The organism is Maribacter sp. (assembly GCF_039974175.1).
Taxonomy (GTDB): Bacteria; Bacteroidota; Bacteroidia; order Flavobacteriales; family Flavobacteriaceae; genus Maribacter_C.
In genome coordinates this window covers 105,312-118,087 of record NZ_JBDWJN010000010.1, presented here as the reverse complement: position 1 = coordinate 118,087, position 12,776 = coordinate 105,312, and the positions used below count along the sequence as shown (strand labels likewise).

Sequence of the window (12,776 nt, the reverse complement as noted above, 5' to 3'; positions counted from 1 at the left end):
ACTTATGAGCGTTCAAACCTGGACCTATATTTTAGTCGGAATCACTTTTGCCCTTTATATCGGTATTGCTATATGGTCGAGAGCTGGTTCGACAAAAGAATTTTACGTTGCCGGGGGTGGTGTTTCTCCCCTTGCAAATGGTATGGCCACAGCTGCCGATTGGATGTCTGCCGCTTCTTTTATTTCCATGGCAGGAATTATTGCTTTTGCTGGCTATGACGGTTCGGTTTATTTAATGGGATGGACCGGTGGATATGTTCTTTTAGCTCTCTTACTAGCGCCTTACCTCCGCAAATTCGGCAAGTTTACTGTACCCGATTTTATTGGAGATAGATACTATTCCAATACAGCGCGTATCGTAGCGGTAATCTGTGCCTTACTCGTTTCTTTTACTTACGTAGCGGGGCAAATGCGAGGTGTTGGTGTCGTATTTTCCAGATTTTTAGAGGTAGATATCAACACCGGTGTCATTATCGGGATGGTAATCGTTTTGTTCTATGCGGTATTGGGGGGAATGAAAGGGATTACCTATACTCAAGTGGCACAATACTGTGTTTTGATTTTCGCCTTTATGGTACCGGCAATTTTTATTTCCATTCAAATGACGGGTAACCCTGTTCCGCAACTAGGTATGGGTGCCACCTTAAATGACGGCTCGGGAATGTATTTATTAGATAAATTAAACGGACTCTCCACCGAACTTGGATTCAATGAATATACTTCTGGGTCAAAATCAAGAATTGATGTCTTCGCCATTACGCTTGCGCTCATGGTCGGCACGGCTGGCCTACCTCACGTAATTGTTCGCTTTTTTACCGTTAAAAGAGTAAAAGATGCTCGCAAATCGGCGGGGCTAGCGCTATTGCTAATTGCTATTTTATATACTACTGCACCGGCTGTGGCAGTATTCGCCCGAACCAATATGATCAATACAGTAAGCGAAAAAGAATATACAGCTATGCCAGAATGGTTCAAAAATTGGGAGGAGACTGGTTTATTGCAATTCGAAGACAAAAACAAAGATGGCAAAATTCAATATGTAGCTGATGCCAAGGTGAACGAGCTTACCGTTGACCGCGATATTATGGTCTTGGCGAACCCTGAGATTGCGAATCTTCCCGCTTGGGTAATTGCTTTGGTTGCCGCTGGCGGTTTGGCCGCTGCGCTTTCCACTGCCGCAGGCCTGCTTCTTGTTATATCTTCTTCTGTTTCACACGATTTGATAAAAAAAGTATTTGTACCGACAATCACAGAAAAAGGAGAGCTCTGGGCAGCCCGTGGAGCAGCTACAGTTGCTGTAGTGATTGCAGGATATTTCGGTATCAATCCGCCTGGTTTTGTGGCCGCAGTTGTAGCTCTCGCATTTGGCCTTGCGGCGGCATCCTTCTTTCCGGCAATCGTCTTAGGAATATTTTACAAAAAAATGAATAAAGAAGGTGCCATTGCCGGTATGGTGGTTGGTATTTCTTTAATGCTCTTCTATATGCTAAAGTTTAAATTCGGCGTTTTTGATGGCGGCAAGGAGGCAGTTGCCGGTCTGGCAAACAATTGGTGGTTCGGTATTTCACCTGAAGGGTTCGGCAGTGTTGCTATGTTAGTAAACTTTGCGGTATCGATTGTAGTGATGAAATTCACAGCCGCACCTCCTCAAAATGTTCAGGAAATTGTTGAGGATATTCGAATTCCAAGTGGAGCGAAAGAGGCGACAGGACATTAATTTTTTCTTTAATTTTATTAGAAATCGAGAATACTTATGAGCAATTACCACATAAAACATTTAGAAGAATATTTTCAAGTATATCGAAAATCCGTACGTAACCCGGAGGCGTTCTGGGAAGAAATTGCTGAGGAGCACTTCGTATGGCGTAAAAAATGGGATAAGGTATTGGAATGGGATTTTAAAAAACCGGAAATCAAATGGTTTGAAGGGGCCCAACTCAATATTACAGAGAACTGTTTAGATCGGCATTTACCCACACGAGGCGAAAAAACCGCAATACTTTTTGAACCCAACGACCCAAAGGAAGAAGCAGAGCATATCACCTATAGGCAATTGCACGAACGGGTTTGTCGAATGGCGAACGTGCTACTAGATAATGGCGTACAAAAAGGAGATCGAGTTTGCATTTATTTACCAATGATACCTGAACTAGCCGTTGCTCTTTTGGCCTGTGCTAGAATTGGGGCCATACATTCGGTAGTCTTCGCCGGGTTTTCGGCAAATGCGCTTTCCACTAGAATCAATGATTCTGATTGCAAAATGGTAATTTGCTCTGATGGCTCGTATCGGGGAAGCAAGACCATTGATTTAAAGGGTATTGTTGATAAAGCTTTGGAAGACTGCAGCGGCGTGGAGCATGTATTGGTAGCCAAACGCATTCATTCTAATATTAGCATGAAAGAAGGAAGAGACCAATGGTTACAACCCCTTCTTGATGAGGCGTATGCCGATTGTAATGCTGAAATCATGGATGCAGAAGATCCCCTTTTCATCTTATATACCTCAGGTTCTACAGGAAAACCTAAAGGCATGGTACATACTACTGGAGGATATATGGTATATACCGCTTACACCTTTAAAAATGCATTTCAATATACAGAAAATGATGTCTACTGGTGTTCTGCCGATATTGGTTGGATTACAGGGCATTCCTACATCGTTTACGGGCCCCTAGCGAATGGGGCAACCACTATGATGTTTGAGGGGGTTCCGTCCTATCCTGATTATGGTCGCTTTTGGAAAATCATTGAAAAGCATAAAGTTAATCAGTTCTATACAGCGCCAACTGCAATTCGCGCTTTGGCCAAAGAAAACCTTGATTTTGTAGAAAAGCATGATTTATCTTCTTTAAAAGTTTTGGGTTCGGTTGGAGAACCCATTAACGAAGAAGCTTGGCATTGGTATAACAATAACATTGGTAAAAAGAAGAGCCCAATAATAGATACTTGGTGGCAGACGGAAACCGGTGGTATGATGATTACGCCAATACCCTATGTAACTCCTACTACCCCTACTTACGCTACACTCCCATTTATAGGCATTCAACCTGCATTGATGGATGAGGAAGGCAAAGAAATCAAAGGCAACCAAGTTGATGGTCGCTTGTGTATCAAATTCCCTTGGCCCTCTATTGCAAGAACCATATGGGGCGATCATGATAGGTATCGAGACACCTATTTCTCTGCTTATAAGAACATGTATTTTACCGGAGATGGTGCGCTTAGAGATGCCGTTGGTTATTACAGAATAACTGGGCGGGTCGATGATGTAATCATCGTTTCAGGGCATAATCTAGGAACGGCCCCGATCGAAGATTCTATCAACGAGCATCCGGCCGTGGCAGAATCGGCAATTGTAGGCTTCCCGCATGATGTAAAAGGAAATGCGTTATACGGCTATGTGATTTTAAAGGAAACCGGAGAAGATAGAAATCGCGACAACCTTCGTAAAGAAATCAATCAGCAAATTACCGAGCAGATTGGCCCCATCGCCAAACTAGATAAAATTCAATTCGTACCGGGATTGCCCAAAACTCGAAGTGGTAAAATTATGCGCCGAATCTTGAGAAAGATTGCCGGCAAAGACACCTCCAACTTAGGGGATACCAGCACCTTATTGAACCCTGAAGTCGTTAAGGATATTATGAACAACGTCCTCTAAACTCATGTTAAAGTCTCCAGACTAGGCCGTATGCATTGGGTTCTGATTACGATAAGCCGCGGCTGGTTGAAAGCCTAAGTCTTGGTCTTTGATTAAAATTTCAGGTAATGCCTAATAGCTTGTGTCTAAGTATTCTGATTTTTGATCTGTCTAGAGGAGTATAAAAATCACCTTGCCTTTTCTGGAGAAGGAAGGTAAGTTGTTTGCCCGTTTATAGGAATAAGATGCAAGTCTTTCCTTTCAATCCTTATAGTTTCCTATTTTTGTAACCAAAGAAAGAATAGGAATGCTAGTTATAGGAATCGCTGGAGGAACGGGCTGTGGAAAAACAACGGTTGTTAATCAGATCATTAATGAACTCCCAGATGAGGAAGTCGGTGTTATCTCTCAAGATGCCTACTACAACGATCTTTCGCATTTGACGCTTCTTGAAAGAAGGGAGACCAATTTTGATCATCCCAATTCTATTGATTTTGCTTTATTGGCGCTACACTTAAAAGAATTGAAAGCTGGAATTTCGATAGAACAACCCGTATATTCTTTTTTAGAATGCAACCGAATGGAAGAAACTGTTCCTACGCAGCCTACCAAAGTATTAATCGTTGAAGGTATTTTGATATTGACCAATGCCGAGATTCGCGAAATGTGTGATATCAAGATCTTTGTACACGCTGATTCTGATGAAAGGCTTATTCGAAGACTCAAAAGAGATGTAAACGAACGTGGCTGGGATTTAGATGAAACCCTAGAAAAGTATCAAACCATTTTGAAGCCCATGCACGATCAGTTTATCGAACCCTCAAAAGAGCATGCTGATATTATTATTCCCAACAATAAATACAATACGGTGGCAGTTGATATTGTACGAAGCATTGTCAACGAAAAATTAGTCTAATCAATGAGATGGAAAGATTTCAAAAAGAGCAAATGGTTCCGTTTAGCTACCATCTTTAGCAGTATCTACGTACTCATACTTACCGCTTTTGTTATTTGGATGGTTTTTTTTGACACGAATTCATTGCGAATTCATTTGGAACTAAAAAGAGAGATCGATAATCTGGAAAAGCAAAAAGAATACCTCAAAGAACAGATTGAAAACGACAAGAAGATAATCGAAAAACTATCTGACCCTGAAGAATTAGAGAAATTTGCTCGAGAACAATACTATTTAAAGAAAAAGAATGAAGAGATTTATCTCATTGAGTATGAAGATAGTTTAAAATTGAAGGAAAAAAAGAAAGATTAGAGCGTTAAGCACGTAGTATAGTTTCCTCATTTTGAGCCCGTAAGGTAACCTATCTTGCCCAACTTCAAAACTTTAACTCAATTTAACGCAAGACACCATAGTTATTCACTTTCTGTTAACAAAATTCGTCCGATAGCATCGTAAATAATTGTATTTTTACGGGCTAACTGAACATACCTATGGGCAAAATTATAGCGATTGCGAATCAAAAGGGAGGAGTAGGCAAAACCACGACCACAGTGAATTTGGCGGCGGCCCTAGGGGTACTTGAAAAGAAAGTGTTGCTGATTGATGCAGATCCACAGGCAAATGCCACTTCTGGTTTGGGCATAGATGTAGATAGTGTAGAATTTGGTAGCTATCAGCTTCTGGAGCATACGAAAACGGCTAGCGAAACGATTATAGAGACTTCTTCTCCGAATGTTGATTTGATTCCTGCGCACATTGATTTAGTTGCTATTGAGATAGAATTGGTTGATAAAGATGAGCGGGAATATATGATGAAAAAAGCCGTTGCTGAGCTAAAGCACAACTATGATTTTATACTTATTGATTGTGCGCCCTCACTTGGTCTCTTAACCTTAAACGCTCTAACGGCAGCAGATTCTGTGATTATTCCTATTCAGTGTGAATACTTTGCACTTGAAGGTCTAGGGAAACTCTTGAATACCGTAAAAAGTATTCAGAAAATCCACAATCCAGATTTGGATATTGAAGGCATGCTCTTAACCATGTATGATTCTAGATTGCGCTTGTCTAATCAGGTAGTTGAAGAAGTTCGTAAGCACTTTGAAGATATGGTCTTCGACACGGTTATTCAGCGAAACGTACGCTTGAGCGAAGCTCCTAGCTATGGAGAGAGCATCATCAAATACGATGCTAGCAGCAAGGGTGCCGCCAATTATCTAAATTTGGCGAATGAAGTAGTTAAGAAAAATATGGAAGCGGTATAAATGGCGAAAGCAACAAGAAAACAAGCCTTAGGTCGAGGACTTTCAGCATTGCTGAAAGATCCTGAAAACGATATTCAATCGGCATCGGATAAAAATGCAGATAAAGTTGTTGGTAATATTGTTGAATTGGATATGGATTCCATTGAGGTGAATCCGTTCCAACCGAGATCGCATTTCAATGATGAAGCACTTCAAGAATTGGCATCTTCCATTCGTGAATTGGGCGTAATACAGCCAATAACGGTTCGAAAGCTCGATTTCAATCAATTCCAGTTGGTTTCAGGAGAAAGACGATATAGAGCGTCAAAGCTTATTGGTTTAGAGACCATTCCAGCATACATTCGAATTGCGAACGATCAAGAATCTCTTGAAATGGCTTTGGTCGAAAACATACAGCGTCAAGATTTAGACCCTATTGAAATTGCCCTCTCTTACCAGCGTTTGATTGACGAGATACAATTGACACAAGAAAAATTAAGTGACCGTGTTGGTAAGAAACGATCGACTATTGCTAACTACATGCGTCTTCTAAAGTTAGACCCCATTATTCAAACAGGAATACGTGATGGCTTTGTAAGCATGGGTCACGGAAGAGCTTTGGTGAACATTGAGGGCAAAGAAGACCAAATTGCAATCTACGAAAAGATTGTAGGCAGTTCGCTTTCCGTACGAGATACAGAGCGATTGGTAAAGGCCCATCATCAAGGTTCGGGTTCGGCTTCCTCGGGGAAGAAAGCCAAGTCATCTCCTGAATTTATTAAAACGGCCAAAGATGAATTTACCAATCATCTATCTTCAAATGTAGCTATTCAGGCATCGGAAAATGGCAAAGGAAAAATAACCATCCCATTCCAATCTCAAGAAGAGTTTCTACGAATAAAAAAATTACTCCTTGGTAAGTAAACGTTTCTTTCTTTCTTTGCTTTTTGTACTTTCTGCATTCCTAAATTGGGGACAAGAAGAAAAAATTGATGCCCCAGAAGTTGATTCCTTGAAAACAGATTTGAAAAAGGAAGGCATGGTGGTAATAGACACCTTGGTTACAAAAAAACGAAATCTAAACCCTCTTGCCCCCGCCAAAGCAGGCTTTTACTCAGCAGTATTACCGGGTTTAGGTCAGATTTACAATAAGCGCTACTGGAAGGTACCCATAGTTTGGGCCGCCATTGGTACGGGTGCTTATGCCTATATTAATTTCGATAATCGATATAATGCATTTCGCACGGCATTTAAAAGGCGTCAGGCGGGCTTTACCGATGATGAGTTTTATGATTTAAGACCAAATGACGGTATTACCAGAACTACGCCTGAGATTGATGACCAACGATTGGAAAGGCTTCAAAATGACCGCCAAAATGATCGCGATTTGGCGCTACTCGCTACCATTCTTTTGTATGCTCTCAACGTGGTTGACGCTAACGTAGATGCACATCTGAAGCAATTTAACATTGATGATGAATTAAGTATGGATATGGAGTTTCGACCTTACTTAGAGCTCAACCCCATAACCACAGACCCACATTATGGCATGGCATTAATAGTAAAATTTTAAAAATGAATATTGCGTTATTTGGTTACGGAAAAATGGGAAAGATGATTGAGCAAGTGGCGCAACAAAGAGGTCATGCCATTGTAGCAAAAGTAGATGTTGATACCAAAAACATTGACTTTTCGAGTATGGATGTCGCCATCGATTTTAGTATGCCCAACGCCGCTTTTGGAAATATTTCAAGTTGTATTGAAAATGGAATCCCCGTAATTTCAGGCACCACGGGCTGGCTTCGAGATTATGACAAGGCCGTGAATTTATGTAAAGAAAAAAATGGGGCATTTATTTATGCTTCCAATTTTAGTTTGGGGGTCAATGTTTTCTTTGAGCTAAATTCGTACTTGGCCACGATGATGAAAAACTTGGAGCAATACCAGGTTTCGATGGAGGAAATACACCATACCCAAAAATTGGATGCCCCTAGCGGTACTGCAATTAGTTTGGCCGAAGGTATTGTTAAGCAAACAAACTATAAAGGTTGGAGCTTGAACCAAGAATCAGAAAACGAAATAGCTATTGCCTCCAAGCGAATAGGCAATACCCCCGGTACACATACCGTGGTTTACGATAGTCATGTAGACAGTATTGAAATAAAACATACCGCCCATAACAGAGAGGGCTTTGCACAGGGTGCTGTTATTGCAGCAGAATGGCTAGTAGGCAAAACGGGTATTTTTTCGATGAAAGACGTTTTAGGATTATAACAATTAACCATCCAACACAAATAACAAACAAAGATGGACACAACACAATGGCTCTTATTCATTCTTTTAGTGCAGGTCATTCACTTTTTAGGGACTTGGAAATTATATGTAAAAGCTGGGAGAAAAGCATGGGAAGCGGCAGTTCCGGTTTACAATGCTATCGTTTTAATGCAAATCATTAACCGTCCGAAGTGGTGGGTAATTTTACTCTTTATTCCCATTATTAACTTATTGATGTTTCCAGTTATTTGGGTGGAAACAATACGCAGTTTTGGCCGTACTAGTCTGCTTGAAACTTGGTTGGTTATACTCAGCTTAGGGTTTTACATTTACTATGTCAATTATGCCTTGGATGTAACTCACATTAAGGAAAGAAGTTTGCACCCAAGAAGTGTGGCGGGTGAATGGGTTAGTTCTATCGTTTTCGCTATTGTAGCGGCTACCCTTGTGCATACTTATTTTATTCAGCCTTATGTAATACCTACAGGGTCATTAGAGCGTACCTTGCGTATAGGTGACTTGTTGTTCGTCAGTAAATTCCATTACGGTGCGCGAACACCCATGACGACCATTGCCGCGCCTATGGTTCATGACACCCTACCGGTATTGAATATACCCTCCTATATTAACAAACCCCAGCTCCCCTATTTTAGACTACCCGGTTTTAAAGACATAAAACGCAAAGAAATTGTAGTTTTTAGCTGGCCCGCTGATACGGTACGCCAATTTTTTAGAAAAGAGCAGGGGGTAGAAAAACCAATCGACAAAAAATCAAATTATGTAAAACGCTGTGTAGGGCTCCCAGGCGATTCTCTGCAGGTGATCGACGGTTACGTCTTTGTGAATGGAAAACAATTGGAATTACCCGATAGGGCGAAACCACAATTCGACTATAACATACACGCAAGTAAGGGCGTCTCTTCCAAACTATTAGCGGAAATTGGCGTCAATGATTTCACTAGAAAATATATTGTCTCCGCCTTAAATCAGCAACAAGCAGATGCTTTGAATGACTATGCGAAAGGCTATAACCGACGGCAAGATGGAAAAATAGAGATTTATACCGCGGGGCCAGGAATTCCTGTAGATGTAATTCGAAGAAATGGTATTTCCTTAAAGGAGGAAACCGGAAGAGTGCGTATGGCACCTTTAACAGATGATATGGCAGCACAACTAAAAAGTAATGCCAATATCGACTCTGTCGTTCGCATTATTACCCCAAAGGGAACTAGAGGTATAAATATATTTCCTCAAAGTCCAGATTACCCATGGAGTCATGATCAATTTGGGCCAATTTATATTCCAGAGGAAGGAAAGACAGTAGCACTTAACCTTAATACCCTACCCTTCTATAAAAAAATTCTTGAAAAATACGAAGGAAATAGTATCAAAGTAACTGGAAATCAAATCAGCTTAAACGGTGAGGTGGTTGATAGTTATACCTTTAAGCAAGACTACTATTGGATGATGGGCGATAACCGCGATCATTCTGAAGATAGTCGTGCGTGGGGATACGTTCCGGCAAATCATATCGTGGGTACGCCAATATTTATATGGATGAGCGTTGATAATTTTATGAATGCCAAGGGCACGGCTACGAATGCGCCTTGGAAATGGAAACCGCGCTGGGACCGTATTTTCACCACCGTAAATGGTACCGGAGAACCAGTTTCTTATTTTAAATATTTTTTAATTGCGTTGGCGGGGTGGTTTGCATTTGACTTTTTTAGAAAGAGGAAGAAGCAAAAAAAGTCTTAATGTAAGAACATAAACGATGGATCAGTGTGACAACTGACACCCTTTACATTGACCTATTGCTACATTTATAACCTGAACCATTGACTACAGTATTGCATCCAGTCTATTTACCCAACATAGCAACCTTTGCTGTGATGGCGCAAAATGAAATCTGTTGGGAAGTCAGTGACAATTTTCAAAAACAGACCTACAGAAACCGGTCATACATTTGTACAGATCGTGGAAAGTTGATGCTGAATATACCCATACAACATGTTGGTAAAAATCAAGGGCGACAATTGTATAAGGAGGTAAAAGTAGACAATGAGTACAACTGGCAACGTCAACATTGGCGAACGTTGCAAACGGCATATAGAACATCACCTTATTTCGAATTTTATGAAGACGATATTGCTCCACTCTATAACGAAACTCACGCGCATCTTCTCGAATACAACCTGAAGTCTATCGACATAATTTGTAGTTGTCTTCAGTTGAAAATGCCGAAAATGAAAACGGAAAAATATGAACTTCAACACAAAACTTTTCGAGACATGCGTTATCTGGTCAATGCCAAAAAGAAATTGGAGTTTATACAGCCGCCGTATGTACAGGTTTTTGGAGACCGCCACGGATTTATTGAAAACTGCAGCATTCTTGATCTCTTGTTTAATGAAGGCACCAATGCACTTTCATATCTCAGAAATCTCAAGTTAGCACCCGAAAATGCTTAGATTCTTCATTCACTACGGAATTCATCTTATTGTTCCCATTGGTATCGGGCTTCTCTTTTTTAAAGCGAACAGCCTTAAAGCCATTGTCATTTTGCTGGCAGGTATTATTATTGATATCGATCACCTATTGGCTAGCCCTATTTTTGATCCGAATCGTTGTAGTATTGACTTTCATCCCTTGCATGGCTATTGGGCCATTGCGATATATGTTTTGCTCTTGTTTCCTAAAAAGACTAGAATCTTTGGAATAGCTTTTCTAATTCACATATTGGCAGATTTTATAGATTGTTACCTAATCGGAGTCTAGCTCAAATGATGCCATAATAGGATAATGATCTGAGTACTTCTCATTGTAATTTTTATGGCTCTTCACCTTAAATTCCGCATCAGCCATTATAAAATCAATACGCATTGGCAAACCGTGAAAATTTAGCGTTCGGCCATATCCTACCCCTTTTTCGATAAAAGTATCTTGTTTATCTCCTTTTATAGTGTGGTATGCATTTGAAAATTGAGTGTTATTGAAATCGCCACATAAAATTTGTTTGTACGGGTTTGCTTTCATATGCTCCTCAACCATTTTGGTCTGTTGCTGTTGAATACTAAAGCGTCTTGTTACCTTTTTGAACAATTTATCTTTAGGCTGGTTGCTTATATTCCCTTTTCCGGGTGTTACACCCAAAGATTGCAAATGCACATTGTAAATTCTGATGGTGTCATTTTGGTAAAGAATATCGGCATAAGCTGCATTGTTCGGAGACCCTGGAAAACAAATGAGGTCGCGTTCGATGATGGGATATTTTGAGAAAATCCCAAGAAGAACCTTTCCCTTCATATAGATGTAATCCAAATATTGATAGGGATAATTTTTCAGATATTCGTTTTTTCTTTTATAACCAGTTTCTTGAAAGCAAATGATATCAGGTTGTTCCTTATCTATAAAATCTTTGATATTTTCAAAAATATCAGGGTCATCCATTTGTTCAAAACGATTGAAACTTCGTACGTTAAAGCTCATAACGCTCAAATCTTCCTCTAAAACAGCTTCTTCGGTTAATTTAAAGGTTAGGAAAGTTCCCAAGCTAAAATACCCGAAAATCAGAACAAAAAGGGAAAGCCAAAATTGCCTTCTTCTTTGTATTAGCCAGTAGAACAGAAATACAAAATTAATTCCCACCAATACAGGAACCGCAAGACTCAAAAAGGAAAGAAATGAAAAGCGCTCATCTGAAATGTAAGGTACCGCACAGGCCGACAGGAGCAAGAGCCCAGCTATCGCATTGAAGAAAAAGATAACCTTATTAAACTTGGAGCGTCGCTTCACCGATTAATCTTCTTTACCTGCTTTGAATAAAAAGTCCTTTTCCGCTTTTGTTAGACTTTCATAGCCAGATTTACTTATTTTGTCAAGTATGGTATCTATTTGACGTTGATGACTATCCTTATCGCGTTTTGCTTTAGATATGACTGATGAAGCCTTGCTCTTATAAACTGTTTTCAGCGGAGCTTTCTTTTCTTTTGGTTTAAAGAGGTTAGCAAGTCCATCTAAGAATTTAGAGAATCCGGCACCAATATCGCGGCCCTGCATCAATTGCCGTGCATAAACATAACCCAATAAAGCGCCTCCCAAATGCGCTATGTGACCACCAATGTTTCCGACGGGAATTTGAACCAAATCCATAACCACAACGAAAAGTCCAACTTGCCATAACTTGACGTTAAAAAAAATCACTCGAATTTCATGGTTTGGAATATAGGTACAAACAAAAATCAATACAGCCATTACACCAGCTGAAGCCCCTAATAATACAGAATTACTCTTAACCAAAGTGGGAAAAACATTGTAGCTAGCTATAAACAAAAGACCACCCAAGATGACCCCCAAAAAGTAAACATTCAAGAAGCGCCTTCCATCAAAAAGGTTTAACAAAATTCGCGAAGCAATGTAGAGAATATACATATTCCATAGAATATGCCAGAAGCCACCATGCAAAAAGGAATAGCTTACCAAGGACCAGGGTTGACCAAAAAACGCCTTTAAATCTTTTGGTAAAACAAACCAATCGGAAATTGAAAAAGCAAATAACGCTTCCGCTAGGCCGACGATTATAAACACCAAAACGTTAATAGCGATTAGCTTCTCAGCGATATTTAATCGGGCATATTGATATCGTAGTCCTCCGCTTGCCATC

The 12,776-nt window shown here is 40.2% G+C and carries 13 protein-coding genes; 11 read left to right on the top strand and 2 right to left on the bottom strand.

Annotated elements, in window-relative coordinates:
• The first annotated feature begins 4 nt into the window (after nt 1-4).
• The 11 genes from ABJN95_RS09690 (at nt 5) to ABJN95_RS09640 (ending at nt 10,891) form a co-directional block, all read left to right on the top strand.
• Entirely contained in the window at nt 5-1,717 is a 1,713-nt protein-coding gene (locus ABJN95_RS09690) for a sodium:solute symporter family protein (RefSeq protein WP_348370193.1), read from the top strand.
• A gap of 36 nt (nt 1,718-1,753) precedes the next feature.
• The gene (gene acs / locus ABJN95_RS09685; protein WP_348370192.1) at nt 1,754-3,661 is read left to right on the top strand and encodes an acetate--CoA ligase; all 1,908 of its coding nucleotides are present in this window, start codon (nt 1,754-1,756) and stop codon (nt 3,659-3,661) included.
• Nucleotides 3,662-3,947: 286 nt separating this feature from the next.
• Nucleotides 3,948-4,556: a uridine kinase gene (gene udk / locus ABJN95_RS09680; RefSeq protein ID WP_348370191.1), complete on the top strand. Its 609-nt coding sequence runs from the start codon at nt 3,948-3,950 to the stop codon at nt 4,554-4,556.
• Between the two features lie 3 nt (nt 4,557-4,559).
• Nucleotides 4,560-4,907, top strand: a complete 348-nt coding sequence (locus tag ABJN95_RS09675) for a septum formation initiator family protein (RefSeq protein ID WP_348370190.1) — start codon at nt 4,560-4,562, stop codon at nt 4,905-4,907.
• Between the two features lie 179 nt (nt 4,908-5,086).
• Entirely contained in the window at nt 5,087-5,860 is a 774-nt protein-coding gene (locus tag ABJN95_RS09670; protein ID WP_348370189.1) for an AAA family ATPase, read from the top strand.
• Nucleotides 5,861-6,763 carry a ParB/RepB/Spo0J family partition protein gene (locus ABJN95_RS09665; RefSeq protein WP_348370188.1) on the top strand — a complete coding sequence of 301 codons (903 nt, stop codon included), beginning with the start codon at nt 5,861-5,863 and terminating at the stop codon, nt 6,761-6,763.
• Entirely contained in the window at nt 6,753-7,412 is a 660-nt protein-coding gene (locus ABJN95_RS09660; RefSeq protein WP_348370187.1) for a DUF5683 domain-containing protein, read from the top strand. Before ABJN95_RS09665 ends, ABJN95_RS09660 begins: the two co-directional genes overlap by 11 nt.
• Nucleotides 7,413-7,414: 2 nt before the next feature.
• On the top strand, nt 7,415-8,113 hold the full coding sequence (gene dapB, locus ABJN95_RS09655; RefSeq protein WP_348370186.1) for a 4-hydroxy-tetrahydrodipicolinate reductase: 699 nt from the start codon (nt 7,415-7,417) through the stop codon (nt 8,111-8,113).
• Nucleotides 8,114-8,146: 33 nt separating this feature from the next.
• Nucleotides 8,147-9,871, top strand: a complete 1,725-nt coding sequence (gene lepB, locus ABJN95_RS09650; protein ID WP_348370185.1) for a signal peptidase I — start codon at nt 8,147-8,149, stop codon at nt 9,869-9,871.
• 80 nt (nt 9,872-9,951) lie between these two features.
• The gene (locus ABJN95_RS09645; protein WP_348370184.1) at nt 9,952-10,584 is read left to right on the top strand and encodes a WbqC family protein; all 633 of its coding nucleotides are present in this window, start codon (nt 9,952-9,954) and stop codon (nt 10,582-10,584) included.
• A complete protein-coding gene (locus tag ABJN95_RS09640; protein ID WP_348370183.1) occupies nt 10,577-10,891 on the top strand; it encodes a DUF6122 family protein in 315 nt (104 codons plus the stop codon). The genes ABJN95_RS09645 and ABJN95_RS09640 overlap by 8 nt, the downstream gene beginning before the upstream one ends.
• On the opposite strand, the gene ABJN95_RS09635 is transcribed toward ABJN95_RS09640, so the two are convergent.
• Both ABJN95_RS09635 and ABJN95_RS09630 read right to left on the bottom strand, forming a co-directional pair.
• Nucleotides 10,877-11,908, bottom strand: a complete 1,032-nt coding sequence (locus ABJN95_RS09635) for an endonuclease/exonuclease/phosphatase family protein (RefSeq protein WP_348370182.1) — start codon at nt 11,906-11,908, stop codon at nt 10,877-10,879. The genes ABJN95_RS09640 and ABJN95_RS09635 overlap by 15 nt on opposite strands.
• A gap of 3 nt (nt 11,909-11,911) precedes the next feature.
• Nucleotides 11,912-12,775, bottom strand: coding sequence for a rhomboid family intramembrane serine protease (locus ABJN95_RS09630; protein ID WP_348370181.1), 864 nt, complete (start codon nt 12,773-12,775; stop codon nt 11,912-11,914).
• Between the last annotated feature and the right edge of the window lies 1 nt (nt 12,776).